Raw genomic sequence first — 26,197 nt, 5'->3', positions numbered from 1 at the left:
TAGCATCACCTCGGTTTAACTGAAAGACCGAGGTGTCTGCATCGCCGGCAAGCCGGCTCCTACTAGGGGGGCGGTGTGGTTTAGAACTTGTAGCCGATACCCACCATGTAAACCATCGGGTCCACGTCAACATTGACCTTGGCGCGAGTGCCTTGGCCCAGGGCGTTGTTGTCCACAGTCGCCTTGGTGCTGATGTCGATGTAGCGCGCCTGGGCGTTGATCATCCACTTGTCGTTGATCATGTAGTCCGCACCGATCTGCGCGGCCCAGCCCCAGGAATTTTCGGCCTTGAAGTTGCTGAAGCCTGCGCCTTGGGCACGGCTGCCAACGTGTTCGTCGTAGATCCAGGTGTAGTTGATACCGGCGCCGACGTACGGCTGGAAGGCCGACTTGTTGTCCAGCGGGTAGTACACGATGCTCAGGGTCGGCGGCAGGTGTTTCAGGGTGCCGAGCTTGCCGTTCGCGGCGCCGAGGGCGGTGTTCTTGATCTTCACATCATGCTCGAACGGCGTGGCGGCCAGCAGTTCGATACCGACGTGGTTGGTCAGCATGTAGGCGAAGTTCAGGCCCAGTTGGGTATCGCTGCTCATGGTCGCCTTGCCGCCCAGGTTGGCGCCGGCCAATGGGCCCTGGTCAACTTTGACATGGCCGCTGTCCGCCTTCGGGTTCACGGTGATTGCACCGGCGCGCACCAGAATGTCGCCCGCTTCGTGAGCGTGTGCAACGGGGGCGACGAGGGCGAGCGCGAAGAGGGACGCGCCGAGCAGAGACTTGTTCATGGGAGCTCCAAAGGACGTTTAAAAGTTGTACGTCCAATGGTAAAGATCGTTCCGTCCGGTCTTTTGACTCAGCTCAATGAAAGGGCGATCAGCGCTATTCGGGCAGCTCGTACATATAAATTTTCTCAGCGTCCATCTGGTAACCGGCGTCGGCCAGTTCGCTGGTGGACGGTTTGACCTGCATCGCGCCTTCGATCCAGTACGGCTGGTACAGCTCATCGAGCTTCACGCCGATTTCGCTTTTGACATGCACGATCTGGTTCGAGGGTGGCGGCGGTACATGGATGCACGCGCCGAAATACGGCACCAGCAAGAACTCCGTCGTGCGGCCTTCCTCACTGACTTCCAGCGGCACGATGTAGCCCGGCAAGCGGATGTGCTGGCCGTCGAGGCTTTGCACCACCGGGGCGTTGGGCAAGTCCTGCTTGGCCGCTGGCGCTGCCTCGACCGATAACGCATCGGCCATGTTCGACAAGTCGTGCAGCGGTTTCATGTTGGGGATTTCCGGCGGCGCGTCTGGCGGGATCATCTCCTGCCAGGACAAATCCTTGGGCTGATCTTCCGCCCAGGTGGGAACTGCCACCAGCAGCAACAACGCAAATAGCGCACGACGCATCGCAACCTTCCTCATAAACGTATGGACAGGCCATCGGCCAGGGATTGCCGATAGGCGCGCCACGCGGGCACGCTGCCCATCAACAGCGCGGCGGCCAGGATACCGGCGAGCAGCGTCCATTCATATTCGCTCGGCCAGGCCATCGGCAGGTCCAGGCCGCAATTGGCCTGCAAATACCCGCGCGAGGCGGCGATGCACACATACAGTAAACCCACCCCGGCGATTACGCCGGACAGTGCCAGGGCGAAGGCTTCGAAGATCAGCAACGTTGCGATATGCCACGGCCGCGCACCCACCGAGCGCAAAATTGCCATTTCGCGGCGGCGCTCGTTGAGGCTGGTAAGGATCGCCGTGAGCATGCCGATCAAGCCTGTGAGCACCACGAACAGCGAGATCACGAACAGCGCCTTCTCGGCAGTGCCCATCATGCTCCACAACTCTTGCAGCGCCACGCCGGGCAGGATCGCCAGCATCGGTTCGCCACGGAATTCGTTGATCTCGCGCTGCAGGGCAAACGTGGAAATCTTGTTGTTCAGGCCGAGCATGAACGCGGTGATGGCCTGCGGCGTGAGGTCCATGTTGCGCGCCTGGTCGGCACTGATGCGGCCTTTGCCTTGGGCCGGTACGCCATTGTGCCAGTCGATATGGATCGCCTCCATGCCGCCGAGGCTGATGTGCAACGTGCGGTCTACCGGCGTGCCGGTGCGCTTGAGAATGCCGACCACGGTGAAGGGTTTGTCATCGTGTTTCACCAGGCTGACCACCGCCACGCCATGAGCCAGCACCAGTTTGTCGCCAAGTTTGTAATGCAGCGCGTCAGCCACTTCGGCACCGAGCACCACTTCAAACGGGTCGATGGCGAAGGCGCGGCCGCTGGCCAGTTCAAGGTTTTGCTTGCGGCCGTATTGGTAGTGCTCGAAGTAGGATTCGTTGGTGCCCATCACGCGGTAGCCGCGATGGGAGTCACCGAGGGAAATCGGGATCGCCCACTTCACCTGGGGGCTGGCGGCGAAATGTTCGAAGCTGTCCCAGCGGATGTTGTTGGTGGCGTTGCCGATGCGGAACACCGAGTACAGCAGCAGGTTCACCGAGCCGGAGCGCGCGCCGACGATCAGGTCGGTGCCGCTGATAGTGCTGGCGAAACTGTTGCGCGCTTCAACGCGCACACGTTCCACCGCGAGCAACAAGCAGACTGAAAGCGCGATGGCGAACGCGGTGAGGATCGCGGTAAAGCGGCGGTTAGCCAGGCTGGCCATGGCTAGACGGAACAGATACATCTCAAACCTCTGCGGGCGTGGCGGCGCGATTGAGTTCGGCCAGCGACAGGTTGCGGTCGAACAGCGAAGCCAGGCTCTGGTCATGGCTGACAAACAGCAGGCTGGCGCCGGCTTCGCGGCATTCGGCGAACAACAGCTGTAGGAAGGCTTCTCGGGCGTCGTAGTCCAGAGCCGAAGTGGGCTCGTCGGCGATCACCAGCTCCGGCTGGCCAATCAACGCACGGGCGGCGGCGACGCGTTGCTGCTGGCCGATGGACAGCGAGTCGGCGCGGCGATCCAGCAGGTTTTTGTCTTTCAACCCAAGGTGCGCAAGTAAAGCAGCGGCGGCTTGGTCGACACTGCCGTGGCGCTGTTTCGCCCGCTGTGCACGCAACGTGGAAAAGTGGCAGGGCAGCTCGACGTTCTCGCGCACCGACAGGAATGGCAGCAGGTTGAACTGCTGGAAGATGTAGCCGGTGTGGTCGACGCGGAAGCGGTCGCGGGCGCCGGCCGATAGCTCGGTCAGCTCCTGGCCGAGCAGGCGGATGCTGCCCTGGTTGGGTGTCTGCACGCCGCCGAGCAGGCCCAGCAGCGTGGTTTTGCCACTGCCGCTCGGGCCCTTGAGAAACAGGGTTTCCCCCGCTTCCAGGCGGAACGCGGGGATGTCCAGCAACTGGGGGTGACCGGGCCAGTTGAAGCCCAGGTCAGACAGTTCGATCAATGCGTGTGTCATGGGAACTCAGAACTTCAAGGTGGCTGCTGTGGCCGTGGCTTCCACACCTTGCTGGCCACTCGGACCGATCAGTTGTACCTGAATTTTCTGGGTGGCGGGGAAGGTCTTGAACACCTGGGTCAGGTCGAGGTTGCTCAGGGCCGTCGGCGTGGCGCAGGTGAACTGGTAGTGGGCGTGGATTTCGCTGTGGTCGTGATGATGCTCGTGGGCAGCCGCGCCTTTGCCGTCGGTGGCGTGGTCATCATCGTCGTCGTCATGATCGGCTTCCGGCTTGTCACCGAACAACGGGCTGTTGAGTTCCTGGCTGCTGACCACGCAACCGGCGCCCTTGGGCAAGTTGAACAGGGCGACAGGGTTTTCCAGCTGTTTGCGCACGGCGACGACCTTGGCTTTGTCCGCCGGGGTGGTGGCCAGGTGTTCGAAACCCACCAGGTTCATCGCCGGGCTGTCCAGTTCCAGCTCCAGGGCCTGGCCGTCAAGCACTGCGTTGAGACGGCCGACGCCATGTTCGTGGGCGCCAAGGCTACCGTGTTCATGGTCGTGATCATCATGAGCGTGGGCAACCGCCAGTGGCAGCAGGGCAAACGGCAAAGCAAGCAACAGACGGCGCATGAGAAGGCTCCAGAAGATGAAAGTTTTGTTATGTGATCTTATAACAATTGCCGCTGAGTTTGACCGCCCGCTTGGCGTTGCGCAAGCCGCATGGGAGCATGCTTGTCAGAAAAGTGCAGGAGTAAGGACGATGTTGCGAATTCGTGGAACGGTCGGCGACTTGCCGGTGGACTTGACCCTGGAGCTGGACGACGGCGATTGGGCACGGCTGGGCGCGCAGTTGCAGGCGACGCCTGTCCCCGCCGCAGCGACAGTGGCGCCGGTCAAGCAGAATGACGACCTGTGGCAGAATGCCCAGGACCTGTTGCGCAAGGCCGGCCAGCTCAGCGGCCTGGAGTTGCTGGATCAGTTGGAAGGCTTGGCCGGCGATGCGGCGTCAGGCAAGCGCCTGCTGGTGCGCCTGCGCCACAGCTCGAACGTAAAAGTGGCCAGCGGCGCAGATACGCCGCTGTACAGCTGGGTTGGCGATTAGTACAACGCGGCAAACAACTTGCGACGGTACACGGTCACCAGTGGGTGATCATTGCCCAGCAGTTCGAACACCTGCAGCAAGGTCTTGTGCGGCAGGCCTTCGCTGTAGCTGCGGTTGCGGATGAACAGCTTGAGCAGACCTTCGAGCGCCGCGTCGTACTGCTGGCGCGCCAGTTGCTGGATCGCCAGTTGGTAGGCCGCTTCGTCATCCTGCGGGTTTTGCGCCAGGCGGCTTTTCAGCTCGGCGGCATCCGGCAGATCGGCAGCCTGGCGCAGGAAGGTGATCTGTGCCTTGGCCCCGGCGAGGGCGGCTTTGTGGTCGTCGCTTTTCACCGCGTCCAGCACGGTCTGGGCTTCGCCCAGTTCACCGCGCTCGGCCAGGCAGCGTGCGTAGAGGATCAGCGCAGCAGCGTTGGTGTTGTCCTCGCCCAGCACTGTCACCAGCACGGCTTCTGCATCGGTGATGCGACCTTCGGCAAACAACGCCTGGGCCTGCTCCAACGGATCCGCCGCCGCCGGTGGCGGCATCTGTACATGGGGCTCCAGCATCGCGCGCACCGCCGACTCCGGCTGCGCCCCGGCAAACCCATCCACGGGCTGGCCGTCCTTGAACAACACCACTGTCGGCAGGCTTTGAATGCCAAAGCGCGCAACGATATCCTGCTCGGCCTCGCAATCGACCTTGGCCAGCAGCAACTCACCCTGATAACTCTCGGCAACTTTCGCGAGCATCGGCATCAACGCCTTGCACGGCGCGCACCACTCGGCCCAGAAATCCACCAGCACGGGTTTTTCGAAGGAGTTCTGGATCACTGCCTGGTCGAAGGTGGCGGTGGTGACATCGAAGATATACGGCGTGGGTTGACTCATGAGGCGTCTCGAATAAAGCGGGAATGGGGCAACTATAAGGGCTGGCGAGCCTGGCTGAAAGTGCGGCGGATTCGGCACCGCTTTCGCGAGCAAGCCCGCTCCTGCAGGGGGAATGCGGTCACATGTGGGAGCGGGCTTGCTCGCGAAGGTCTCACGAGCGCCGGGAATGGTACAGACTCACCTTGCGAAACTCCCAAGGCTCCGCCAGATCCGGCAACGTCAGCGCATCAAGAATCGCCAGCCGCTGGTAATCCGGGTGCTGGAAGTCGCGCACGCGCGAATCTGCCACCAGCGCTTCGCGGCCTCGGGTCAGGAATTGGTCGAGCAGTGGCAGGTTCGCGCGGTCGTAGAGCACGTCGGCGACCATGATCAGGTCGAAGCGGTCGGCTTCGGCGAAAAAATCGGCGGAGTAGCCCAGCTCCACGTCGTTGAGCGCGGCATTCGCCCGGCAGGCCGCCAAGGCCAGCGGGTCGAGGTCGCAGGCCACTACTTCCAACGCGCCGGCCTTGACCGCCGCAATCCCGGCCACGCCGGAGCCTGCGCCAAAATCCAGCACGCGCTTGCCGGCGACCCACTCGGGTTTCGCCGCCAGGTACCGCGCCAGCGCCAGGCCGCTGGCCCAGCAAAAACTCCAGTAGGGCGGTTCATGCAGGATGCGCTGGGTTTCTTCGGGACTGAAGGCGCGGTCCATGTTGTCTGCATCCAGCAGCCACAACGACAGCTCGGTGCCCGGCAATGGGCAGGGCACCAGCTGCGCGTCGCCGATCAGTTCGCTCAGGGCCGCTTGCAGGTCCAGCGGTGGCGTCATGGTGCCTTGACGAGTTGCAGGGGGCCGGTGGTCTGGGTGATCGCTTGGGTGATGCGCACGGCGGGCAGGTGCAGGATCAGTTGGCCGGACTGGCTCGCGCGCCCGCGCAATTCAACCCGCGCACCGGCTGGGAACGCCTCGGGGTTAAAGCGCAGGCGGAAAGCCAGGGGCTGGCCGTTGCCGGTCAGCACGCTGCTGGCGAGCAATTGCTGTGGGCGCGAACGATCGTCGATCACCAGCAGGGCCATTTCGACTTCGGCACCGGCCGGAATGTTGGTCAGGCTGCCGCTGATTTCCCGCTGGTAGGCGGGCAGGGGGCCCATGTCTTCAATGCCGGGGACTTTTTTCTCTTGTGCCGGCGTGGGCTGAGGTGCGGCCGGCTTGGGGGCTTCGCTGCTGCAGGCGACCAGGAAACTGAACAGGGTGAGCAAAACAAGTGGTCGTAACTGCATGTACGGCTCCAGAAAGGACAAAATCCGTGGCTTTAAAAATATGAAACATAATAGTCAGCCTATATACCGTAAAGGCTATGGCTTGTCTTGCCACAGGGATGCGCTACCATGGCCCTCCCTTTATTTGTTGCCTGCCTACCATGCACTGTCCCTTCTGCGGTGCCAACGACACCAAGGTCATTGACTCGCGTCTGGTCGCCGAGGGCGATCAAGTGCGTCGCCGGCGCGAATGCCTGGCCTGCGGTGAACGTTTCACCACCTTCGAAACCGCCGAACTGGTATTGCCACGTCTGATCAAGTCCGACGGCAGCCGCCAGCCTTTCGACGAAGAAAAACTGCGCGCCGGTATGCAGCGCGCCCTGGAAAAACGCCCGGTGAGTGTTGAGCGGCTGGAGGCGGCGCTGGTGCATATCAAGCACAAGCTGCGCGCCACCGGCGAACGCGAGGTCAAGAGTCTGGTGGTTGGAGAACTGGTGATGGGCGAGCTGCAAAAGCTCGACGAAGTTGCCTACATCCGATTCGCCTCGGTGTATCGACGCTTCCAGGATCTCAATGAGTTCCGCGAAGAGATCGACCGCCTGGCCCGTGAGCCTGCCAAAGAATGAACCCACCGTCTGCCGAACAAGCTGTGCTCGACGCCCATTACATGGCCCGCGCCCTGGAACTGGCGCGCAAGGGCCTGTACACCACCCATCCCAACCCACGTGTGGGTTGCGTGATTGTGCGTGATGGGCAGATTGTCGGCGAAGGCTGGCATGAGCGGACCGGCGAACCGCATGCCGAGCCCAATGCCCTGCGCGCCGCCGGTGCCAAGGCCCGAGGTGCCACGGTGTACGTGACCCTCGAACCGTGCAGCCATCACGGGCGCACGCCGCCTTGCGCTGATGCGTTGGTCACCGCGGGTGTCGCCCGCGTGGTGGCCGGGATGCAGGACCCGAACCCGGAAGTGGCGGGGCGCGGCATGCAGCGCCTGGCTCAAGCCGGTATCGAGGTGCGCAGCGGTGTGTTGGAAGCTGAAGCACGCGCGCTGAATCCGGGTTTCCTCAAGCGCATGGAACACGGCCTGCCCTTCGTGCGTGTCAAGCTGGCGATGAGCCTGGATGGCCGCACCGCGATGGCCAGTGGCGAAAGCCAATGGATCACCGGTCCGGCCGCCCGCGCCGCTGTGCAACGCCTGCGCGCCGAGGCGAGTGTGGTGCTGACTGGCGCCGACACGGTGCTGGCCGACGGCGCCCGCCTGACTGTGCGCGCCGCCGAACTCGGCCTGGATGAAGCCACCACCGCCCTGGCCATGTCGCGCCCGCCGTTGCGCGTGCTGATCGACGGCCGCCTGCGGGTGCCGCTCAATGCGCCGTTTTTCAAGGCTGGCCCGGCGTTGGTCATCACCTGCGTGACCGCGGAAAACCAATTCCCCCGTGGCCCCGAGTGCCTGGTAGTGCCGGGCGTCGATGGCCAGGTCGACCTGCGCTCGGCGCTGGTGGCGCTGGCGGCCCGTGGCGTCAACGAAGTACTGGTGGAAGCCGGCCCAAGCCTGGCCGGTGCATTTGCCCAGCAAGGCCTGGTGGATGAATACGTGATTTTCATCGCCGGCAAGTTCCTCGGTTCCGCCGCGCGGCCTTTGTTGGACTGGCCGCTTGAGAAACTGGCCGATGCCCCCCAACTCAAGATCACTGAAATGCGCGCTGTGGGCGATGATTGGCGAGTCACTGCCATCCCTGTGCCAGCAGCGAGCGTATAATTTTCTGCCTGCGCCCAGCGCGGTAACGTTTTCCAGGAGAAGGCCATGTTCACCGGCATCATCGAATCCATCGGCAGCATTCGTGCAATGACCCCAAAAGGCGGCGACGTTCGCTTGTCGGTTGAAACCGGCAAACTCGACCTTGGCGACGTCAAGCTGGGCGACAGCATCGCCATCAACGGCGTGTGCCTGACCGTCATCGAGCTGCCAGGCAACGGTTTTGCCGCCGATGTCAGCCGGGAAACCCTGGACTGCACCGCGATGAACGACCTCAAGGCCGGTAGCCCGGTCAACCTGGAAAAAGCCCTGACCCCGACCACTCGCCTCGGCGGTCACCTGGTCAGCGGCCACGTCGACGGCGTCGGCGAAGTGGTCGCGCGCAGCGAAAACGCGCGGGCCGTGGAATTTCGCATCCGCGCGCCGAAAGAGCTGGCCAAGTACATCGCCCATAAAGGCTCGATCACCGTCGACGGCACCAGCCTGACTGTGAACGCCGTGAATGGCGCCGAATTTGAACTGACCATCATTCCCCACACCCTCAGCGAAACGATCATGGCCTCGTACCAGCCGGGTCGCCGAGTGAACCTGGAAGTGGACTTGCTCGCCCGTTACCTGGAGCGCCTGTTGCTGGGCGAAAAGGCCGCAGAGCCTGCATCCGGTAACATCACTGAAAGCTTTCTGGCCGCTAACGGCTACCTGAAATCCTGACCAAGGGGGTGCCGCGTGGCGCTCAATAGCATCGAAGAACTGGTTGAAGACATCCGCCAAGGCAAGATGGTCATCCTGATGGATGACGAAGACCGCGAAAACGAAGGCGACATCATCATGGCCGCCGAGGCCTGCCTGCCTGAGCACATCAACTTCATGGCCAAGCACGCCCGCGGGCTGATCTGCATGCCCATGAGCCGTGAGCGCTGCGAGTTGCTCAAGCTGCCGTTGATGGCGCCGCGCAATGGCTCGGGTTTTGGTACCAAGTTCACCGTCTCGATTGAAGCCACCACTGGCGTCACCACGGGCATCTCCGCCGCCGACCGCGCCCGCACCGTGCAGGCCGCCGCCGCGAAAGACGCCAAGGCCGAAGACATCGTCAGCCCCGGCCACATCTTCCCGTTGATGGCCCAACCGGGCGGCACCCTGGCCCGTGCCGGCCACACCGAAGCCGCCTGCGACCTGGCGCGCATGGCCGGTTTCGAGCCGAGCGGGGTGATCTGCGAAGTGATGAACGATGACGGCACCATGGCGCGTCGTACCGAACTCGAAGCCTTTGCCGCCGAACACAACCTCAAGATCGGCACCATTGCCGACCTGATTCACTACCGCATGATCCACGAACGTACCGTTCAGCGGATTGCCGAGCAGCCACTGGACAGCGAACTGGGCCAATTCAATTTGGTGACCTACCGTGATTCAGTGGAAGGCGACGTGCACATGGCCCTGACCCTGGGCAGCATTTGCGCCGAAGAACCGACCTTGGTGCGTGTGCACAACATGGACCCATTGCGCGACCTGCTGATGGTCAAGCAACCGGGCCGCTGGAGCCTGCGCGCCGCTATGGCTGCGGTCTCCGAGGCCGGCAGCGGTGTGGTGCTGTTGCTCGGTCACCCGCTGGATGGCGATGTCTTGCTGGCGCATATCCGCGAAACGGCTGACCACGCGCCGGTGAAAAAACCGACCACCTACAGCATCGTCGGCGCCGGTTCGCAGATCCTGCGTGACCTGGGCGTGCGCAAAATGCGCTTGATGAGTGCGCCAATGAAATTTAATGCGATATCCGGTTTCGACCTGGAAGTAGTAGAATACGTGCCCTCCGAATAAAGGCTGGCGATTTTCGCCCCTTGTTCGCGGTTCAAATATCACTAAGGGACGCGTCATACACGCGTCCCGGCTCTTTAAGAGATTTGTCGAATGACCCTGAAGACCATCGAAGGTACCTTCATCGCCCCCAAAGGCCGCTACGCCCTGGTGGTTGGCCGCTTCAACAGCTTCGTGGTTGAAAGCCTGGTAAGCGGTGCCGTGGACGCCCTGGTTCGCCACGGTGTGAGCGAGAGCGACATCACCATCATCCGTGCCCCTGGCGCCTTCGAAATTCCACTGGTTGCGCAGAAAGTTGCCCAACAGGGTGAGTACGCGGCAATCATTGCCCTGGGCGCAGTCATTCGTGGCGGTACTCCGCATTTCGAATATGTGGCCGGTGAATGCACCAAGGGCCTGGCCCAGGTGTCCATGGAGTTCGGTGTGCCAGTCGCCTTCGGCGTGCTGACCGTTGATTCCATCGAGCAAGCCATCGAGCGTTCCGGCACCAAGGCCGGTAACAAAGGCGCTGAAGCTGCCCTGTCCGCCCTGGAAATGGTCAGCCTGCTGTCGCAGTTGGAGGCCAAGTGATTTCCGACGAGAGCGACAACTTCAACCCGCGTGAGCCACGTCCAGCCGATGCTGGCAAGCCGTCCAAGAACGAGAAGCGTCGCGCTGCTCGTCAGTTGGCGACCCAGGCGCTGTACCAGCGTCACCTGGCGGGCGCTTCGTTGAACGAGATCGAAGCACAGTTTCGCGTCGACAACGACTTCACCTTCGCCGACCTGCCGTACTTCCACGACATCCTGCACGGTGTGCATGCGCACCTGACCGAGATCGACACGGCCTTGGCACCTTGCCTGGACCTGACCATCGAAGAGCTGGACCCGGTTGAACTGTGCGTGATGCGCCTGTCCGCGTGGGAACTGCTGTATCGCGTCGACGTGCCGTACCGCGTGGTGATCAACGAAGGTATCGAACTGGCGAAAGTCTACGGTTCGACCGACGGCCACAAGTTCGTCAACGGCGTACTCGACAAGCTGGCCCCGCGCCTGCGTGAAGCCGAAGTGAAGGCGTACAAGCGCTAAACCGCGCTTGAATCCTTGATGGGCGAGTTTGAGCTGATCCGCAATTACTTCGCCGCCGCGCCCTGTGCGCAAGGCGGCGAAGGCATTGCACTTGGGATTGGTGACGACTGCGCCTTGCTGGCGCTCCCCGCCGGGGAGCAGCTGGCAATCTCCACCGATACCTTGGTGGCCGGGGTGCATTTTGCCGACCCCTGCGACCCGTTGCTGCTGGGCCAGCGCTCGTTGGCCGTGGCGGTAAGCGACCTGGCCGCCATGGGCGCCAACCCCCTCGCCTTTACCCTTGCTCTCACCACACCGACGGTCGATGCCGATTGGCTGCAACGCTATGCCCAGGGTTTGAACCTGATGGCGCAAAGCTGCGGCGTGGGCCTGGTGGGCGGCGATACCACCCGTGGGCCGTTAAGCCTGACCCTGACTGTGTTTGGTCGCGTACCCGCCGGGCGAGCCTTGACCCGCAGCGGTGCGCAGCCGGGTGACCTGCTGTGTGTCGGCGGCGAGCTGGGCAATGCGGCCGGCGCGTTGCCGTTGGTATTGGGCGAGCGCAGTGCTGACGCGGCCATCGCTGATCCACTGCTGGCCCACTACTGGTCGCCGCAACCGCAGTTGGGCCTGGGGCTGGCGCTGCGCGGCAAGGCTACGTCTGCCATGGATATTTCCGACGGCCTCCTGGCTGATTGCGGGCATATCGCCACAGCCTCGGCTGTCAGTCTGTTGATCGAGCGTCAGCGCTTGCCTTTGTCTCAGGCGCTGTTGGCGTTTGTCGGCGATGACGCGGCGCGCATAGCGGCGTTGAGCGGGGGCGATGACTATGTGCTGGTGTTCACCCTGCCACCCGTCGAGCTGGCGCCGTTGCTGGCCGACGGCTGGCCGGTCCATGTGATCGGACGGGTCGAGGCGGGGCAGGGCGTGACACTGCTGGACGCCAACGGGCAAGACATCACGCCAGCCATTCGTGGTTATCAACATTTTCGCGGGATGCCCTGAATCGGCGAGCTGCGCTACCCTCTATAGCGTAATTAAGGATGCAAGGCCCTGTAGGAGGTCGCCACCATGGATGTGCGCCGTTGGCTGCTGATAGTGCTGTGTGCCTTTACGTCGTTGGTCCAGGCACAGGGCGTGCCCGGCAAGGTCATGCTGGCCAGTGAAGAGTGGAACGACTACACCAACAAAGACGGTAGCGGCCTGGCCTGGGACGTGCTGCGCAAGGTGTTCGAACCTGCCGGAATCACGCTGCAGACGCGCTCGGTGCCCTACACCCGCTCGGTCGGCCTGGCCCAGCGCGGCGAAGTGGATGGCTGGGTCGGGTCCTATCGCGATGAAGCCACGGGTGTGTTGTACCCCCACTGGAATTTCGATTCCGACCACATCTACGCCCTCGGCCTGGCCAGCACGCCAGCGCCGACGGTAGCCACGCTGGGCAATTACCGCCTGGCCTGGGTGCGTGGCTACAAGTACGAGGAGTACTTGCCCAATGTGCACCGTTTCAACCAGATCGAGCGCCGCGACGGTATTTTGCCGATGCTGGAACACGCGCGGGCCGACTTCTACATCGATGCGCTGACCGAGGCCAAGTACGTGCTCAATCAGGCAGGTGATCCGTCGAAGTTCGCACTGACTCACATCGCCGAACTCCCGTTATACATCGGGTTTGCCGATAACGAACGGGGCCGCGCCTTGATGGGCGTCTTCGACCAGCGCATGGCGGCCCTGGTGAAAAGCGGCGAGTTAAAGGCGATTTTCGAGCACTGGAAACAACCCTATCCGTTCTAGATCCCCTGTAGGAGCGAGCTTGCTCGCGAAAAACGCAAGCACGCCGCGGTCACTCAGAATGCTTGCGTCATCGTTGACGATTTTTCGCGAGCAAGCTCGCTCCTACATAGAATCAATAAGAAGGCCAATCGAACCTATTGATCTTTATCAGCGATAATTCAGCTTAAGCGTATGTAGGAACCTGCTGTTACAATGGCCGCCATCGTAAAAACTGAAATCAGGAGCACACGGTGCCCGTCGTTTTCGTCGCCGCTTCCAAGCTGCCTACCCCTTTTGCCACGTTCACCATGAACGGCTTTCTCGAAGAAGCCACCGGGCGCGAGCACGTTGTGCTGAGCTTGGGCGATATCGCTGATGGCGCGCCGGTGCTGGGGCGTGTGCATTCCGAATGCCTGACCGGCGACGCGCTGTTCAGCCAGCGCTGCGACTGCGGTTCGCAACTGGAAGCCGCCATGCGGGCCATCGCCCGTGAAGGCCGTGGCGTGCTGCTGTACCTGCGTCAGGAAGGCCGTGGCATTGGCCTGATGAACAAGATCCGCGCCTACGAGCTGCAAGATGGCGGCGCCGATACCGTTGAAGCCAACGAGCGCCTGGGCTTTGCTGCCGACCAGCGTGACTACGCGATCTGCCTGCCGATGCTGGAGCACCTGGGCGTCAAGTCCCTGCGCCTGATGACCAACAACCCGCGCAAGGTCAAAGCCTTGACCGAGATGGGCATCACCGTGGCCGAGCGCGTGCCGCTGCACACCGGGCACAACCCGCACAACAAGCTCTACCTGGCCACCAAGGCCAGCAAGCTCGACCACATGATGGGCAACGAGCACCAGGGCGAGGTCGACCGCGCGTGACCCGAGGCCAGGTGAAACGGCGACTGTCCTTCAGTTGGTGGCAGTACCTGGCCCTGGCGCTGCTCCCCCTGTTTGTGATCAACCTGGTGTTCGGCCAAGCCGAATCCTTGCTCCCGGTGCTGGCCATGCCGTTCTTCATTGCCGGCGTGGCCTCGATGTTTCTCAGCCTGCGTTACTTCCACGGCTATAAGCACGCGTTGATCGCCACCTCCAAAGCCCTCGATACCCCGGAAGAACCGGCTGCCTGGATGACCTTGGCGGCCCGTCGGCGTACGGCGTTGCTGGTGGCAGCCGTCCCGGCCTGGATCGGCGCGCTGGCGGTGTTCGTCGGCCTGGAGGCGGTGCCGCTGTTCCTGCTGGCACTGTCGACGCTGGTGCTGTTCTACCTCTACCGCATCCCCCGTCAACTGGGATGAGACGTCGCTGGCTGGCGGTTTTGCTGCTGGCGTGCTCTGCCCAGGCTTTGGCGGCCGAGCGGGTGGTCAGCCTGGCACCGTCCCTGACTGAAATCGTCGCTGAATTGGGTGCTGCCGACGTGCTGGTGGGGGTACTCGATGGCGGCGATCGTCCGGCTGCGCTGGCGCAAGTGCCGTCAGTGGGGCGTTACGGCCAATTGGACATGGAGCGCCTGCTCAGCCTCAAGCCGGATCTGATCCTGCTGTGGCCCGGCAGCGTCGGCCCGGCCCAGCGTGCGCAGTTGCAGCGGCTGAACATCCCGGTTTATGTCGCTGAGCCCCATAGCCTTGAACAACTCACCACCCAGGTCCAGGCCATCGCCGAGCAATTGGGCCGTGCTGAAGCCGGCCGGCAATTGGCCGCGCAATTACGCCAACGCTTGGTCGAACTGCGTCAGCGCTATCAGCGTGCCGAGCCATTGCGTGTGTTTTACCAGGTGTGGAACCAGCCGCTGTATACCGTGGGCGGCGGGCAGATCATCAGCGATGCGTTGAATGTGTGCGGTGCGCGCAATGTGTTCGATGACCTCAGGCTGCCCGCGCCGCAGGTGAGTATTGAGTCGGTGTTGCAGCGTGATCCCGAATTGATTCTGGTCGGGGATCAAGCACAGAAGGAGGCCTGGAAGGTCTGGCCAGCGATGGCGGAACGGGTGCGAGTGGTGCCGGATAAGGGCCTGGAGCGGCCCAGCGGGCAGATGCTGGAGGCGGTGGCGCGGTTGTGTGAGGTGATCGCGCCTCGCTAGAGGTCCGGCGTCCAAGTCACGCCAACCATCAGCGCACGGCCCTCTTCCCGGTAGCCAAATTGCTGGCCTTGATACTGATACAGCGCCCGGCTGTAGGCTTTGTCCAGCAGGTTATCGACCTTCATGTTCAGCATGATTTCGCGGTTCAGCGCCCAACTGGCGCGCAACCCGAGCAACCCATAGCCACCCAACGGCTGCTGGTTTTTCGGGTCGTCGTAGCTGCTGCTGACTGCCTGCCAGCTGGCGCCGATGCCGAATTGGTCGAATTGGCGATCCAGGTCCAGGCTCACGGTGCGCCTGGCGCGACGCGCCAGCGTACGTCCGGAATCGCGGTCTCGTGGATCAATCATTGCCAGTCCCAAGCTGCTTTGCCAGCCGAACAGCTCTTGCTTGAGCGCGGCTTCGAAGCCGTTGATGCGCGCCGAACTGACGTTTTGCGGGCCGTCGCTGCCGAACACGATCGCATCTTGGATATCGGTGCGGTACAGCGAAGCTTCCAGGCGGCTGGTGTCGCTGAGTTGGCTACGCCATTGCACTTCGTAGCTTTTCGAGGTTTCGGGCTTCAGGTCAGGGTTACTGTTCTTGAAGCCGTATTCGTCCGGGTAGTACAAGTCATTGAACGTAGGGGCGCGGAAGCCCTCGCTGTAGCTCAGCAGCAGATCATTGTCCGAGTTGATCGGTAAGGTCAGGGTGCCGCTCCAGCTGTTCTGCCCGCCAAACTGCTGGTTCTGGTCGCGCCGCAGGCCCAGCTCGGTGGAAAACCCTTCGCCGTGGAAGCGATGCTGCACAAAGGCTGCGCGGTTCCAGCGGCTGTTCTCGGTAAAGGTGGTAGAGCCATGGAGGCGGTCTTCGTACCAGTCACCGCCGAGTATCAGGCTGTTTTGCTCATTCAGTGTCAGATCGTTCTGCCAGTTGATCGAGTCGCGGTAGGTGTTGAACACGCTGAAATCGTCACTGAGGGTGTCGCGCTTGGTATCGCGGTTCTCGCTGTGGCCCAGTTCCAGGCGCGATTGCCAGCGTTCGTTGAGTTTGGCATCCACGTAGCCGCTGGCGCTGCTCACGGTGTAGTCGGTGTAGGGCTTTTGCCCCAGCGTTTGCCCGGTGGCGAAGTCGTAGCGGCCGAAGCTGTTGTCGTACTCCGACTTGCCACGGTTATCCAACAGATTGAAACCCGCTTCCAGCTCATCGTTGAAGGCGTGGCTAAGGTTCAGGCTGATGGACTGGTTGCGGTAGGCATCATGGTCGCCATCGCTGGGAAATGACGTGTGCGTCGAGTTAATTCCGGCGGTCTCATCCAGGCTCGCGCCGAGGTTGAAGCGCGTGTGTTCATCGCCACCGGACAGACCGAGGCTGCGCTCCCAGGTTTGGTGACTGCCAAAGCCCATTTTCAAGCGCGGCTGTAGACCCTGCTCGGCATTACGTCGAGTGAACACCTGGATCACGCCGCCAATCGCATCGCTGCCATAGATCACCGAGCGCGAGCCGCGCAGCACTTCAACCCGTTCAATCTGATCGACGTTCAGGTACTGCAGGCCGCTGTCGCCGGAAGTGGTGTTGGCGATGCGCTGGCCGTCCACCAGCACCAGGCTTTGTGCGGATTTGGTGCCACGGATATAAATCCCCGGCAGGCTGCCACGGCCACCGGTCGGCGCGACTTGTACGCCAGGCACGCGGCTGAGCAGGTCAGTCACGCTGGTGGGTTGCAGGCGGTCGATATCGTCGCGGGTGAAGACGGTGTTGGCGGCGCTGCTGTCGTTGCGGGACTGGACCTGCCGGTTGGCGCTGATGACCACATCGGGGAGTTTCAAGGCGTCGTCGCGGGTGTCGGCGAGCAGGTCGGTGGCAGGCAGAAGAAGAAAGGGCAGGGCAAAGTGCAGACGATTCATGGGCTGTCCATAGCGTTGTAGGTGCCGGCTTGCCGGCGATGGCGGTCTGTCTGACACATTGATGTTGAATGTGCGGCCGCTATCGCTGGCAAGCCAGCTCCTACAAGTGTTCGGGGTGTTACAGGCGGAGTAGTGCCATGCGCTCGCGCACTGACGCTTCAATGCCGACCTCATCCAACCCGCATTCCGCCAGCATCTGCGCAGGCTTGGCGTGCTCGACGTACACATCCGGCAGGCCCAGGTGCAGCACCGACTTGAGGATATTCTCCCGCGCCAGGAACTCGCTGACGGCCGCACCGGCACCGCCCATGATGGCGTTTTCTTCGACGGTCACCAGCAGCTCATGGCTGCCGGCAATCTCACGCACCAGGTCTTCATCCAGCGGTTTGACGAAGCGCATGTCGACCACGGTAGCGTCGATTTTCTCGGCTACTTTCAGCGCTTCCGCCAGTTGCACGCCGAACACCAGGAACGCAGTCTTGCTGCCTTGGCGACGCACGATGCCCTTGCCGATCTCGATAGGCTCAAGGTCTTTCTCGATCACTGCATTCGGGCCATTACCGCGTGGGTAACGCACAGCCGCCGGGCCGTTGTACAGGTGGCCGGTGCTGAGCATCTTGCGCAGTTCGTTCTCGTCGCTCGGTGTCATCACCAGCATGCCGGGGATGCAACGCAGGTAAGACAAGTCGAAGCTGCCGGCGTGGGTCGGGCCGTCTTCGCCCACCAAACCAGCGCGGTCGATGGCGAACAGTACGTCGAGGTTCTGCACTGCCACGTCATGTACCAACTGATCGTAACCGCGCTGCAGGAAGGTGGAGTAGATCGCCACCACCGGCTTGGCGCCTTCACAGGCCATGCCGGCGGCGAAGGTCACCGCGTGCTGTTCGGCAATTGCCACATCGAAGTAGCGCAGCGGGAAACGCTCGCTGAAGGCTACCAGGTCGGAGCCTTCCTTCATCGCCGGGGTAATGCCTACCAGGCGCGGGTCGGCGGCGGCCATGTCGCACAGCCATTCGCCGAACACACCGGAATACTTCGGCCCGCTGGCCTTTTTCGGCGCAGCGGCGGGAGCGTCAAGCGGTTCCAGCTTGGTGATGGCGTGGTAGCCGATCGGGTCGACTTCCGCCGGGGCGAAGCCTTTGCCTTTCTTGGTGACGATATGCAGGAACTGTGGGCCCTTGAGGTCACGCATGTTGCGCAGCGTGGCGATCAGGGTGGGCAGGTCGTGGCCGTCGATCGGGCCGATGTAGTTCCAGCCCAGCTCTTCGAACAGGGTGCCCGGTACCAGCATGCCCTTGGCATATTCTTCGGTACGGCGGGCAATTTCCCACGCGCCAGGCAGACGCGAGAGCACCTTCTTGCTGCCTTCGCGCATGCTGGCGTAGGTGCGGCTGGAGAGGATCTTGGCCAGGTAATTGGACAGGCCACCGACATTGCGCGAGATCGACATGTCGTTGTCGTTGAGGATCACCAACATGTTGGCGTCCACTTCCGGCGCATGGTTCAGCGCTTCGAACGCCATGCCGGCGGTCAGCGCGCCATCACCAATGACCGCAATCGCCTTGCGATCGCTGCCTTGCAGGCGGGCGGCAATCGCCATGCCCAGCGCGGCACTGATGGAGGTGCTGGAGTGGCCGACGCCAAAGGTGTCGTACTCGCTCTCGGCGCGGCGCGGGAAGGCGGCAATGCCGTCCTTCTGGCGCAGGGTGCCCATCTGCTCGCGGCGCCCCGTGAGGATTTTATGCGGATACGCCTGATGGCCCACGTCCCACACCAGCCGGTCATCCGGGGTATCGAATACGTAATGCAGGGCGATGGTCAGCTCGATGACGCCCAGGCCGGCACCGAAATGCCCACCGGTCTGGCCGACCGTGTAGAGCAATTCCAGGCGCAACTCATCGGCCAGGGTTTCCAGCTCGGCTTCACCCAGTCGACGCAGGCCGACCGGCGTGACAGCACGGTCAAGCAGGGGCGTGGACGGGCGCTTGCGGGGAATCTCTTGAAACGTCGTGGGCATCAGGCGAATCGTTATAGGTATAGAAGAGGCGGCAGTTTACCTCAAGCATCGCAAACTGCCCACGCAGAGCACCGAACTTGGCCGATATGCGGCCGCAAAGGCCGCCGTTATCAGTGCCGACGTTCGACGATATACCGCGCCAAGTCACGCAGTGGCTCTGCTGCCGCGTCGAAAGGTCGCAGGGCGTTCAGGGCCTGGTCACGCAGTTCCAGGGCATAAGCCTTGGCGGCTTCCAGCCCAAGCAGTGCCGGATACGTCGGTTTGTCCCGTGCGATATCGGCGCCTTGGCGTTTGCCCAGGGTGGCCGTGTCACTTTCTACGTCGAGAATATCGTCCTGCACCTGGAACGCCAGGCCGATGGCCAGCGCGTAGGTCCTCAACGCCGTCAATTGAGCGCCTTCGGCACGCCCACTGGCCAGCGCGCCCAGATGCACGGCGGCTTCGATCAAGGCGCCGGTCTTGTGGCGGTGCATGTACTCCAGGGCTTGTTGATCGAGCTTCTGGCCGACCGAACCCAAGTCGATGGCCTGGCCACCCACCATGCCGGCCGGACCCGCTGCCACGGCCAGCGCCGTGACCATGCGCAAACGGATCTCGGCGTTGACGCTGCTCAGCGTCGGGTCCAGTAGTGCGCTGAACGCCAGGCTTTGCAGGCCGTCGCCGGCGAGGATCGCGCAGGCTTCATCAAAGGCTTTATGGGTGGTTGGCTGGCCGCGACGCAAATCGTCGTCGTCCATCGCCGGCAAATCGTCATGCACCAGGGAATAGGCGTGGATCAACTCCACCGCACAGGCCGCGCCATTGGCCTGCTCGGCGTCTGCGCCCAAAGCTTCGCACGCCGCATACGCAAGCAACGGACGCACGCGCTTGCCACCATTCATCACGCTGTAGCGCATGGCTTCGTAAAGACGCTTGAGTTCGGGGCTTGGCGCAACAAACAAGGGTTCCAACGCCGCATTGACCCGGGCTTGGCTACTGGCCTGATACGCGTCGATCATTCGGGCTGTTCCGCATCGAAAGGTTCTTCGGCCAACTCCCCGTCACGTTCCAGCAGCACCTGCACCTTCTGCTCCGCCTGCGCCAAGGCGCTCTGGCAGTCGCGGGTCAGGCCGATGCCTTGCTCAAACGCCGTCAACGAGTCTTCCAGCGACAACTCGCCGTTCTCCAGACGCTCGACCAGGGTTTGCAGGTCGGCGAGGGATTGTTCGAAATCGAGTGCAACTTTTTTGCGGGCCATGGCGGCTATTCCGGTAGACGGTAAACCGGCGCGACACTAGCAGACATGGGGATTCTGGGCAAATGAGTGGGGGAGGGTGTTCAGGCGGTGAGCCGAATAAGCGCCCTATTCGGCTCATCAAATGAGCCGAATACCCATTTTATTCGGCTCACCGCCGGTCAGGATCTTTGTGCCATTGACGAGCACTGTTCTTGTGATGTTTTCAACTGTGCTTCAAATGTCTGCAATCCCACGTGCATTTCCTGTAGCGCGGCAATTTTCAGGGCTAGTTCCTGCTTCTTGTCTGCGATTGCCTGGTCCGCCCGCTCCCAAGGCAATACATCGCCTATGTGGCCTGCAAGAATTTCCTGCAACTCCTTGAGCTTGAACCCCAATTGCTGCGCGCACTTGATAAACATCAGCAGCTCAACGTTTTGCGCCGAATAGACCCGGTATTGGCCCTGACGCTGTGGCGCAGGCAGCAGCCCAATTGCCTCATAGTGACGAATCGCCTTGATGGTCGTGCCCGACAACTGCGCGGCTTTGCCGATGTACATGAAAACTCCTTTTTTCCGTTAAAGCGCCGACCTGTTTCAGCCATGTATCCCGCTGCGCCGCAGTGGAGCCCAACACCGGCCCGAACAGCAGCGTCTTTGCAGTCTTGACACCACAAAGCCCCAGCGTGGTCTTGCGCATCTGGTGAATGCCCGGCATGCGATAGAACCAACGGTAATACCATGGCGGCGTGTCCAGGGTCACCAGTAAATGTGCCGTTCGGCCATGGAGCAGTTTGTCAGGAAAAGCCTTGCCCGCTCGGTATTTAAAGGCAAAACCGGGTAGGAAGATTCGGTCGATAAAGCCCTTCATCAACGCCGGGATGCCACCCCACCAGATCGGGAAAACAAATGTCAGGTGAGTGGCCCAGAGGATGTCGGATTGTGCGCTGAGCAGGTCGGGCTCCAGCGGCTGAATCTGGGTGTAACCGTGATGAAGGACGGGGTCGAAAGCCAAGTCGCCCAAGCGTAGGACACGTACTTCATGGCCGGCGTTTTTTGCCGCCTGGATGTAGGTATCGGCCAGGGCTGAACAAAAGCTGGAGGCGGAAGGATGGCCGAGGATCACCAGGGTACGCGGGGTCATGGGGAGGTCCTGAACAGGGCGTTCCAGGGTAAAGGCTGCTGTATAGGGGAGAGTCAAGTCAGTAGTCCGCAATGGCCAGCAGGACGTTTCTGTAGTTATTGAAGGGTCCTTCTTGGAACCACCTTCGCCCCTTGTGACAGTCAATGTGCCTGACTAGCCTGCCTCAAAACTCCAGAGTGACATGGCATGAGCGAACCCTGTATCGGCTTGACTACACCTCCAGCGGGCTACAGTGACTGGCTGACCGACCTGAAAGGCCGTATTCATGCGGCGCAACAGCGCGCAACACTGGCAGTGAACCGGGAATTGGTATTGCTCTATTGGCAGATCGGCCACGACATTTTGACCTGCCAGGCGGAGCAGGGCTGGGGCAGCAAAGTCATAGATCGACTTGCCCAGGATTTGCGTGCGGCCTTTCCCCGAATGAAGGGTTTTTCGCCGCGTAATCTCAAGTACATGCGTGCTTTTGCCGAGGCGTGACCAGATGCTGAATTTGTGCAACAGGCTGCTGCACAATTGCCTTGGGGCCACAATGTGGTGTTGCTCGACAAACTCCCCGGCCCCGAAACCCGCCGCTGGTACATGGCCCAGGCGATAGAGAACAACTGGTCGCGTAACTCGCTGGTGATGCAAATCGAAAACCGCTTGTTGGAGCGCAGTGGCAAGGCGGTCAGCAACTTCGAGACCCACCTGTCCAAACCACAATCCGACCTGGCGCGTGAGTCGCTGAAAGACCCTTACCGTTTTGACTTCCTCAGCCTGGCCCTGGACGCGCAGGAGCGCGACATAGAAAACGCCTTGATCAAGCACGTCACCGACTTTTTGTTGGCGCTGGGCGCCGGTTTCGCCATTGTCGGCCAGCAAGTACTGCTGGATGTCGGAGGCGATGAGTTCTTTGTCGATCTGCTGTTCTATCACGTGAAGCTACGCTGCTATGTGGTCATCGAACTGAAAGCCGGCAAGTTCAAACCCGAGCACCTGGGGAAGCTGAGCTTTTATCTGGCTGCCTTCGATGCCCAGCTTAAACATCCACAAGATGGGCCCACCATCGGCCTGCTGTTGTGCAAGAGCAAGAACGAAGTCGTCGCCGAATATGCGTTGCGCGATAACAATCGACCGATTGGTGTAGCGGAATATCAACTGGTTGAGTCGTTGCCCGCAGAGCTGCGAACCAGCCTGCCAAGCATCGAGCAGATCGAGCGGGAGCTGGCGGGTTAAAACCGACTGATAGCCTCAAAACCCCGGCGGAATATACCCCGGCACAAATGGCACATTCAGGCACTTGCCATGCAGGATCCGGCCATCCTCAATCCGGAACAGCACGATCTTCTTCGCCTTATCCACCGTGGCTTCCAGCTTGCAATCCGAACTGTGCCCGACCTGCTGGTAATACTCCGTGTACACCATCCCGTTCCCGGTGTGATTCATTGAAGTCCCGGCGGCTTCAGTGGTCGTCCATGAAGAGGATTTGTGCCAGGTCATCACCACCTGCGTGTCGCCATTGGGCGCATTCTGCTTCTTCATCGAGTCGGGCTTGCCGAATAAATCCAGCGCCTCTTGCACGTCACGGCCTTCCCAGCGCGACTGTGCAATCAAGTGACACCCGTTTATAAACAGCACGGCGGGCAACAAAAGCCCAGCCAGCAACAGCCTTGTCCATGTAGGCATCGTGAATCCTTCTTGTAGGTGAGTGTTGCTCAGCGCTTGTTGCCCAGCATGTCGTCGAGGTCATCGATCATCTGGCTCTTCTCCTGAGTCGGCCCCAACTGCTCGAACATGGCCTTGGTGGTCTGGATCATCTGCAGGTGGGTCATCTTGCCCATGGCGATGGTGTCCTTGCTCTTGCCCGGTTCGCAGACATACGCGAGCGTACGGTCGAGCCAGAACTCCTTTGGCGTCTGCCACGTGTTGGAGACTTTCAAGTGCGTAAGGGTGTAGGAAAACGGTGCAACCGACTGGCCATTGAGAAAGCGCACCTTGCGCGTGGAGCACTGCACTTCGATGTTGTACACATCGATCATCGGCTTGCCCGGTTCTTCATACACCACCGTGACGGCCACCAGTTTCGCGCCCTTGTTGTGGTTCGACGGCACCACGGAGGTACGGTCGGCCACATACATCACGTTTTTATGGGCGCGGCCGCTGCCGTAGATGATCGACCAGTCGCCGATCGGTGTTTCTTCATCGGCCACTACCGACGTTGTGTTGATCAGCAAGACGGGCAGCAGTGCCAGGCAGCGTCCGACTTTGGTTAAGGTATTCAATAGCGTCCTTCCTTGAGGCTCGAAATAAGCGAAGGACTTTAGTGGTGAGGCGGTGCCGTCACAATTAGGGCGAGTGTGCTAATGGCGCATTGCTAGTTAACCAAAAAAAGCCTGCGTTTTAAGGCAGGCTTAGTGTGTGCAGCGGTTGAGTTAGTCCTTACGCGCCGTCAACGCCGAGTAACCATTCATCAAGTTGCGATAGTTGGGAATGCGCTGGGACAACAGGTTCCCCAGGCCTTCGATATCGTTGCGCCAGTCGCGGTGCAACTCACACGCCACCGAGAACCAGTTCATCAACTGCGCACCCGCTTGCGTCATCCGGCTCCACGCCGCCTGCTGCACCGTGGTATTGAACGTGCCCGATGCATCGGTCACCACAAACACCTCAAACCCTTCCGCCAGCGCCGACAAGGTCGGGAACGCCACGCACACATCCGTCACCACGCCCGCAATGATGATCTGCTTACGACCGGTGGCCTTGATCGCCTTGACGAAATCTTCGTTGTCCCACGCATTGATCTGGCCTGGGCGGGCGATGTAGGGCGCGTCCGGGAACATCTCTTTCAGCTCTGGCACCAGCGGGCCATTTGGGCCTTGCTCGAAGCTGGTGGTGAGAATAGTCGGCAGGTTGAAGAACTTGGCCAGGTCGGCCAGGGCCAGCACGTTGTTCTTGAACTCGTTGGGCGAGAAGTCCTGCACCAGGGAAATCAGGCCGGTCTGGTGGTCGACCAGCAGAACAATGGCGTCGTCTTTGTTGAGGCGGTTGTAGGTTGCAGTGCTCATGGTTGAATCCTTTTATGTTTAGGTTGGTTGGGCGTTGCGTTCAACATGGGCACAGATTAATGGGTGGGGGCTGGGGGATAAATCGGGTGAAACCGGTAATACCGTCAACTCAGAGGTGACAATGGTTGGAGGGCCAGCAGTATCAGTCCCTTTCATTTGAAGGACGTTTCCGAGAGAATCCCAAGCGCATTGCGCCAGCGGGAGTGCGTGACTAGGCTGCGGGTCGTCATTGGTTTATTCAGTGATCGGGTTTAGTCGCCCGGACTTCGCTAGGCGCACGCGCCATCCCAAAGACAGGTGTCTTCTCACCTGCACTTTATGGTGGCTGTGCGCAGGGCACCTCCGGGTGCGCCGGTGCCTAGCGGCCGGTCGACTAACCTGCGTACAGCCGCCACCTCTACTCGTTTAGTCGCGAAAAGACGGTGGTATTCACTTACCGCTAGAGGTTTTGCTATGGATAACGATTGTTCGGATTCACGCTCGTCGCGTGCAGCCAACCCATTTGTAGTCAATGAAGAATTGAGCTTTGAGGATGCCTGGGTGCGTGTGGCGGAGTTGCTGCAGTGTGCGGTGGCTACGTCGCAGGTACTTGGGGAACCGCTGGGTGCGCCACAGAGGGCGGTGATGCATTTGGTGGAGTTGGCGAAGATGGTGGCGGATCGGGCGGTGGAGTGTTTGCAGCCTAGCTAAACTGCCCGCTTTGGGTCATTCAATTGTCCAATAGCCTGTTGGACAATTGACTTGGGTTTCTTGCAGACATTAAAAAGCCGGCTTGTGGCCGGCTTCTCGGGGACTGCTTCAGCTTGTTTTTGACAAGCCTCACCAGCCTTCAAATCGCTCAGCCCACGTTGCGTCGGGCTGAATAGTAGGGGCATCAGCGGGAACTCCTCCGCATCGCCGAGCAGGGTGAATAGCCTAAAGCCACCCCCTGCCAAATGTGCGGCGCATGATACCCACATTCACCTCAAATGCCCACCTCCGGATCCGATTTAGAGCCTTCCCAGCCCAATAAGTGCTCATCGAGCGGCACGGGCGGGCGGCGGTTATTCAGCGTGGACCACCAGAACACCCACCCCACAATCTGGAAGTTCTGCTCAAACCGTTGCTCGTACGTCAGGTACTCGTCCGGATGTTCAGCGTCATTGTGACTACGCATCCGCAACCCACCCCCAGGTCGCTTGTAGAGGTATTTGATGCGGAGCATGCCGTCGTGTTCAAAGGCGTAGATTTCGCCGTCGAAGATTTGGGTGCGGCCTCGGTCGATGGCGAGGGTGGCGCCTTGTTGGATGATGTCGATCATGCTGTTGTCGACCATGTAGGCGCCCAGGGCGCGGTCGGGGTTGACGGTGAGGGCTTGCAGGATGTGCAGGGTGACGCGGATGCGTTCGGTGGAGATGAATGAGGGGTGGAGGTCGATCTCCACGTCGATTTTTTCTGGATGACAGGCGGGGCCTGTGAGGTATTTGCCGCTTCCTTCGCGGGTGGTGGGCAGTCCTTTTCGGGTCGTCGGGCCTTCCAGCAGGAAGTTGGCCGGTGGGTGTTTGGGGCCTTCGCCGGTGCGCAGCCAACGGCTGGAGATGCACAGCAGTTCTGCGATCTCGTTGAGTCGGCCCATGGGTACACCGCGCTTGAACCAGTTGTTCACGTGTTGAGGCGTGACGCCGCGGTTCTTGGCGAAGTCGGAGGCGGAAAGATGGACTTCCCGCAGTAGCGCTTTTAAACGATCACCTGATGTATTCATAAACACAAAGCTTACTGACCGGGAAAACAGATCAAATAAACCATGCGTTGAGTTGGTCATGTAGGTCTTTGCTTAGTTGTAGTCTGATACGTCGGATTAAAACTTAAATTAAACATCTTC

General features: G+C 61.1%; 31 protein-coding genes and 1 pseudogene. 14 read left to right on the top strand and 18 right to left on the bottom strand.

The window, feature by feature from the left end; translation table 11 throughout:
• Positions 1–80: 80 nt before the first annotated feature.
• The 5 genes from U367_RS0118415 to U367_RS0118395 all read right to left on the bottom strand — a co-directional run bounded on the left by U367_RS0118415 (position 81) and on the right by U367_RS0118395 (position 3,996).
• A complete protein-coding gene (locus U367_RS0118415; RefSeq protein ID WP_028618118.1) occupies positions 81–779 on the bottom strand; it encodes an OmpW/AlkL family protein in 699 nt (232 codons plus the stop codon).
• A 94-nt stretch (positions 780–873) separates the two neighbouring features.
• Entirely contained in the window at positions 874–1,395 is a 522-nt protein-coding gene (locus tag U367_RS0118410; protein WP_028618117.1) for a DUF3299 domain-containing protein, read from the bottom strand.
• 11 nt (positions 1,396–1,406) lie between these two features.
• On the bottom strand, positions 1,407–2,672 hold the full coding sequence (locus U367_RS0118405) for an ABC transporter permease (protein ID WP_028618116.1): 1,266 nt from the start codon (positions 2,670–2,672) through the stop codon (positions 1,407–1,409).
• Between the two features lies 1 nt (position 2,673).
• On the bottom strand, positions 2,674–3,384 hold the full coding sequence (locus U367_RS0118400) for an ABC transporter ATP-binding protein (RefSeq protein ID WP_028618115.1): 711 nt from the start codon (positions 3,382–3,384) through the stop codon (positions 2,674–2,676).
• A gap of 6 nt (positions 3,385–3,390) precedes the next feature.
• On the bottom strand, positions 3,391–3,996 hold the full coding sequence (locus U367_RS0118395) for a DUF2796 domain-containing protein (protein ID WP_028618114.1): 606 nt from the start codon (positions 3,994–3,996) through the stop codon (positions 3,391–3,393).
• Between the two features lie 130 nt (positions 3,997–4,126).
• On the opposite strand from U367_RS0118395, the gene U367_RS0118390 reads away from it, so the two are divergent.
• On the top strand, positions 4,127–4,468 hold the full coding sequence (locus U367_RS0118390; protein WP_028618113.1) for a hypothetical protein: 342 nt from the start codon (positions 4,127–4,129) through the stop codon (positions 4,466–4,468).
• Here the strand turns inward: U367_RS0118390 and trxA are convergent.
• The 3 genes from trxA to U367_RS0118375 all read right to left on the bottom strand — a co-directional run bounded on the left by trxA (position 4,465) and on the right by U367_RS0118375 (position 6,597).
• On the bottom strand, positions 4,465–5,337 hold the full coding sequence (gene trxA, locus U367_RS0118385) for a thioredoxin (RefSeq protein ID WP_028618112.1): 873 nt from the start codon (positions 5,335–5,337) through the stop codon (positions 4,465–4,467). The genes U367_RS0118390 and trxA overlap by 4 nt on opposite strands.
• A 151-nt stretch (positions 5,338–5,488) precedes the next feature.
• Positions 5,489–6,145 carry a class I SAM-dependent methyltransferase gene (locus U367_RS0118380; RefSeq protein WP_028618111.1) on the bottom strand — a complete coding sequence of 219 codons (657 nt, stop codon included), beginning with the start codon at positions 6,143–6,145 and terminating at the stop codon, positions 5,489–5,491.
• On the bottom strand, positions 6,142–6,597 hold the full coding sequence (locus U367_RS0118375) for a YbaY family lipoprotein (protein WP_028618110.1): 456 nt from the start codon (positions 6,595–6,597) through the stop codon (positions 6,142–6,144). The genes U367_RS0118380 and U367_RS0118375 overlap by 4 nt, the downstream gene beginning before the upstream one ends.
• Before the next feature lie 140 nt (positions 6,598–6,737).
• Between U367_RS0118375 and nrdR the strand changes: the two genes are divergently transcribed.
• From nrdR to U367_RS0118320, 11 genes are all read left to right on the top strand, one after another.
• Entirely contained in the window at positions 6,738–7,202 is a 465-nt protein-coding gene (nrdR, locus tag U367_RS0118370; RefSeq protein WP_010206843.1) for a transcriptional regulator NrdR, read from the top strand.
• Positions 7,199–8,335: a bifunctional diaminohydroxyphosphoribosylaminopyrimidine deaminase/5-amino-6-(5-phosphoribosylamino)uracil reductase RibD gene (ribD, locus tag U367_RS0118365; protein ID WP_016978539.1), complete on the top strand. Its 1,137-nt coding sequence runs from the start codon at positions 7,199–7,201 to the stop codon at positions 8,333–8,335. The genes nrdR and ribD overlap by 4 nt, the downstream gene beginning before the upstream one ends.
• Before the next feature lie 45 nt (positions 8,336–8,380).
• Positions 8,381–9,043 (top strand): riboflavin synthase, encoded by a 663-nt coding sequence (locus U367_RS0118360; RefSeq protein WP_028618109.1) that lies wholly within the window; start codon positions 8,381–8,383, stop codon positions 9,041–9,043.
• 15 nt (positions 9,044–9,058) lie between these two features.
• Entirely contained in the window at positions 9,059–10,150 is a 1,092-nt protein-coding gene (gene ribBA / locus U367_RS0118355; RefSeq protein ID WP_016978541.1) for a bifunctional 3,4-dihydroxy-2-butanone-4-phosphate synthase/GTP cyclohydrolase II, read from the top strand.
• A gap of 90 nt (positions 10,151–10,240) precedes the next feature.
• Positions 10,241–10,717, top strand: coding sequence for a 6,7-dimethyl-8-ribityllumazine synthase (gene ribH / locus U367_RS0118350; RefSeq protein ID WP_003176356.1), 477 nt, complete (start codon positions 10,241–10,243; stop codon positions 10,715–10,717).
• On the top strand, positions 10,714–11,214 hold the full coding sequence (nusB, locus tag U367_RS0118345; protein ID WP_010206836.1) for a transcription antitermination factor NusB: 501 nt from the start codon (positions 10,714–10,716) through the stop codon (positions 11,212–11,214). Before ribH ends, nusB begins: the two co-directional genes overlap by 4 nt.
• Before the next feature lie 18 nt (positions 11,215–11,232).
• Positions 11,233–12,198, top strand: a complete 966-nt coding sequence (gene thiL, locus U367_RS0118340; protein WP_028618108.1) for a thiamine-phosphate kinase — start codon at positions 11,233–11,235, stop codon at positions 12,196–12,198.
• A gap of 66 nt (positions 12,199–12,264) precedes the next feature.
• Complete coding sequence (locus U367_RS0118335; protein WP_028618107.1) at positions 12,265–12,984, top strand: substrate-binding periplasmic protein; 720 nt, start codon at positions 12,265–12,267, stop codon at positions 12,982–12,984.
• Between the two features lie 230 nt (positions 12,985–13,214).
• The gene (ribA, locus tag U367_RS0118330; protein ID WP_016978544.1) at positions 13,215–13,832 is read left to right on the top strand and encodes a GTP cyclohydrolase II; all 618 of its coding nucleotides are present in this window, start codon (positions 13,215–13,217) and stop codon (positions 13,830–13,832) included.
• Entirely contained in the window at positions 13,829–14,248 is a 420-nt protein-coding gene (locus tag U367_RS0118325) for a nuclear FMR1 interacting 1 family protein (protein WP_028618106.1), read from the top strand. The genes ribA and U367_RS0118325 overlap by 4 nt, the downstream gene beginning before the upstream one ends.
• Positions 14,245–15,030: a cobalamin-binding protein gene (locus U367_RS0118320; protein ID WP_028618105.1), complete on the top strand. Its 786-nt coding sequence runs from the start codon at positions 14,245–14,247 to the stop codon at positions 15,028–15,030. The genes U367_RS0118325 and U367_RS0118320 overlap by 4 nt, the downstream gene beginning before the upstream one ends.
• Here the strand turns inward: U367_RS0118320 and U367_RS0118315 are convergent.
• The 6 genes from U367_RS0118315 to U367_RS0118290 form a co-directional block, all read right to left on the bottom strand.
• A complete protein-coding gene (locus U367_RS0118315; protein ID WP_028618104.1) occupies positions 15,027–16,916 on the bottom strand; it encodes a TonB-dependent receptor domain-containing protein in 1,890 nt (629 codons plus the stop codon). The genes U367_RS0118320 and U367_RS0118315 overlap by 4 nt on opposite strands.
• 118 nt (positions 16,917–17,034) lie before the next feature.
• Positions 17,035–18,933, bottom strand: coding sequence for a 1-deoxy-D-xylulose-5-phosphate synthase (dxs, locus tag U367_RS0118310; RefSeq protein ID WP_028618103.1), 1,899 nt, complete (start codon positions 18,931–18,933; stop codon positions 17,035–17,037).
• A gap of 110 nt (positions 18,934–19,043) precedes the next feature.
• Complete coding sequence (ispA, locus tag U367_RS0118305) at positions 19,044–19,931, bottom strand: (2E,6E)-farnesyl diphosphate synthase (protein WP_028618102.1); 888 nt, start codon at positions 19,929–19,931, stop codon at positions 19,044–19,046.
• Positions 19,928–20,170, bottom strand: coding sequence for an exodeoxyribonuclease VII small subunit (locus tag U367_RS0118300; protein ID WP_003176346.1), 243 nt, complete (start codon positions 20,168–20,170; stop codon positions 19,928–19,930). The genes ispA and U367_RS0118300 overlap by 4 nt, the downstream gene beginning before the upstream one ends.
• 158 nt (positions 20,171–20,328) lie before the next feature.
• Positions 20,329–20,706, bottom strand: a complete 378-nt coding sequence (locus U367_RS0118295; protein WP_028618101.1) for a MerR family transcriptional regulator — start codon at positions 20,704–20,706, stop codon at positions 20,329–20,331.
• Positions 20,645–21,289, bottom strand: coding sequence for an NAD(P)H-dependent oxidoreductase (locus tag U367_RS0118290; RefSeq protein WP_028618100.1), 645 nt, complete (start codon positions 21,287–21,289; stop codon positions 20,645–20,647). Before U367_RS0118290 ends, U367_RS0118295 begins: the two co-directional genes overlap by 62 nt.
• Before the next feature lie 186 nt (positions 21,290–21,475).
• On the opposite strand from U367_RS0118290, the pseudogene U367_RS01000000130205 reads away from it, so the two are divergent.
• Positions 21,476–22,507 (top strand): annotated as a pseudogene (locus U367_RS01000000130205) (PDDEXK nuclease domain-containing protein).
• Between the two features lie 15 nt (positions 22,508–22,522).
• On the opposite strand, the gene U367_RS0118280 reads toward U367_RS01000000130205, so the two are convergent.
• From U367_RS0118280 to ycaC, 3 genes are all read right to left on the bottom strand, one after another.
• A complete protein-coding gene (locus tag U367_RS0118280) occupies positions 22,523–22,957 on the bottom strand; it encodes a hypothetical protein (protein WP_028618099.1) in 435 nt (144 codons plus the stop codon).
• Between the two features lie 29 nt (positions 22,958–22,986).
• Entirely contained in the window at positions 22,987–23,553 is a 567-nt protein-coding gene (locus tag U367_RS0118275) for a hypothetical protein (protein WP_028618098.1), read from the bottom strand.
• Between the two features lie 150 nt (positions 23,554–23,703).
• A complete protein-coding gene (gene ycaC, locus U367_RS0118270; protein ID WP_016978556.1) occupies positions 23,704–24,336 on the bottom strand; it encodes an isochorismate family cysteine hydrolase YcaC in 633 nt (210 codons plus the stop codon).
• 453 nt (positions 24,337–24,789) lie between these two features.
• On the opposite strand from ycaC, the gene U367_RS0118265 reads away from it, so the two are divergent.
• Positions 24,790–25,026 carry a hypothetical protein gene (locus U367_RS0118265; protein WP_028618097.1) on the top strand — a complete coding sequence of 79 codons (237 nt, stop codon included), beginning with the start codon at positions 24,790–24,792 and terminating at the stop codon, positions 25,024–25,026.
• Positions 25,027–25,300: 274 nt separating this feature from the next.
• Here U367_RS0118265 and U367_RS0118255 read toward each other — a convergent pair whose 3' ends face one another.
• A complete protein-coding gene (locus U367_RS0118255; RefSeq protein WP_028618095.1) occupies positions 25,301–26,077 on the bottom strand; it encodes a LexA family transcriptional regulator in 777 nt (258 codons plus the stop codon).
• Between the last annotated feature and the right edge of the window lie 120 nt (positions 26,078–26,197).

The organism is Pseudomonas canadensis, from assembly GCF_000503215.1.
Classification (GTDB): Bacteria; Pseudomonadota; Gammaproteobacteria; order Pseudomonadales; family Pseudomonadaceae; genus Aquipseudomonas; species Aquipseudomonas canadensis.
Note: the sequence above shows the minus strand (reverse complement) of the source record. Positions and strands in the feature narration are given on the sequence as shown.

Excerpts from the sequence above, each read along its gene's own strand:
- U367_RS0118255 (WP_028618095.1), bottom strand. The coding sequence starts at position 26,077 with ATGAATACATCAGGTGATCGTTTAAAAGCGCTACTGCGGGAAGTCCAT.
- dxs (WP_028618103.1), bottom strand. The coding sequence starts at position 18,933 with ATGCCCACGACGTTTCAAGAGATTCCCCGCAAGCGCCCGTCCACGCCC.
- U367_RS0118280 (WP_028618099.1), bottom strand. The coding sequence starts at position 22,957 with ATGCCTACATGGACAAGGCTGTTGCTGGCTGGGCTTTTGTTGCCCGCC.
- ycaC (WP_016978556.1), bottom strand. The coding sequence starts at position 24,336 with ATGAGCACTGCAACCTACAACCGCCTCAACAAAGACGACGCCATTGTT.
- U367_RS0118375 (WP_028618110.1), bottom strand. The coding sequence starts at position 6,597 with ATGCAGTTACGACCACTTGTTTTGCTCACCCTGTTCAGTTTCCTGGTC.
- ribH (WP_003176356.1), top strand. The coding sequence starts at position 10,241 with ATGACCCTGAAGACCATCGAAGGTACCTTCATCGCCCCCAAAGGCCGC.
- U367_RS0118300 (WP_003176346.1), bottom strand. The coding sequence starts at position 20,170 with ATGGCCCGCAAAAAAGTTGCACTCGATTTCGAACAATCCCTCGCCGAC.
- U367_RS0118415 (WP_028618118.1), bottom strand. The coding sequence starts at position 779 with ATGAACAAGTCTCTGCTCGGCGCGTCCCTCTTCGCGCTCGCCCTCGTC.
- trxA (WP_028618112.1), bottom strand. The coding sequence starts at position 5,337 with ATGAGTCAACCCACGCCGTATATCTTCGATGTCACCACCGCCACCTTC.
- U367_RS0118295 (WP_028618101.1), bottom strand. The coding sequence starts at position 20,706 with ATGTACATCGGCAAAGCCGCGCAGTTGTCGGGCACGACCATCAAGGCG.
- U367_RS0118315 (WP_028618104.1), bottom strand. The coding sequence starts at position 16,916 with ATGAATCGTCTGCACTTTGCCCTGCCCTTTCTTCTTCTGCCTGCCACC.
- U367_RS0118405 (WP_028618116.1), bottom strand. The coding sequence starts at position 2,672 with ATGTATCTGTTCCGTCTAGCCATGGCCAGCCTGGCTAACCGCCGCTTT.
- thiL (WP_028618108.1), top strand. The coding sequence starts at position 11,233 with ATGGGCGAGTTTGAGCTGATCCGCAATTACTTCGCCGCCGCGCCCTGT.
- U367_RS0118290 (WP_028618100.1), bottom strand. The coding sequence starts at position 21,289 with ATGACCCCGCGTACCCTGGTGATCCTCGGCCATCCTTCCGCCTCCAGC.
- U367_RS0118335 (WP_028618107.1), top strand. The coding sequence starts at position 12,265 with ATGGATGTGCGCCGTTGGCTGCTGATAGTGCTGTGTGCCTTTACGTCG.
- U367_RS0118395 (WP_028618114.1), bottom strand. The coding sequence starts at position 3,996 with ATGCGCCGTCTGTTGCTTGCTTTGCCGTTTGCCCTGCTGCCACTGGCG.
- U367_RS0118380 (WP_028618111.1), bottom strand. The coding sequence starts at position 6,145 with ATGACGCCACCGCTGGACCTGCAAGCGGCCCTGAGCGAACTGATCGGC.
- ispA (WP_028618102.1), bottom strand. The coding sequence starts at position 19,931 with ATGATCGACGCGTATCAGGCCAGTAGCCAAGCCCGGGTCAATGCGGCG.
- U367_RS0118400 (WP_028618115.1), bottom strand. The coding sequence starts at position 3,384 with ATGACACACGCATTGATCGAACTGTCTGACCTGGGCTTCAACTGGCCC.
- U367_RS0118410 (WP_028618117.1), bottom strand. The coding sequence starts at position 1,395 with ATGCGTCGTGCGCTATTTGCGTTGTTGCTGCTGGTGGCAGTTCCCACC.
- U367_RS0118390 (WP_028618113.1), top strand. The coding sequence starts at position 4,127 with ATGTTGCGAATTCGTGGAACGGTCGGCGACTTGCCGGTGGACTTGACC.
- U367_RS0118265 (WP_028618097.1), top strand. The coding sequence starts at position 24,790 with ATGGATAACGATTGTTCGGATTCACGCTCGTCGCGTGCAGCCAACCCA.
- nrdR (WP_010206843.1), top strand. The coding sequence starts at position 6,738 with ATGCACTGTCCCTTCTGCGGTGCCAACGACACCAAGGTCATTGACTCG.
- U367_RS0118360 (WP_028618109.1), top strand. The coding sequence starts at position 8,381 with ATGTTCACCGGCATCATCGAATCCATCGGCAGCATTCGTGCAATGACC.
- U367_RS0118320 (WP_028618105.1), top strand. The coding sequence starts at position 14,245 with ATGAGACGTCGCTGGCTGGCGGTTTTGCTGCTGGCGTGCTCTGCCCAG.
- ribD (WP_016978539.1), top strand. The coding sequence starts at position 7,199 with ATGAACCCACCGTCTGCCGAACAAGCTGTGCTCGACGCCCATTACATG.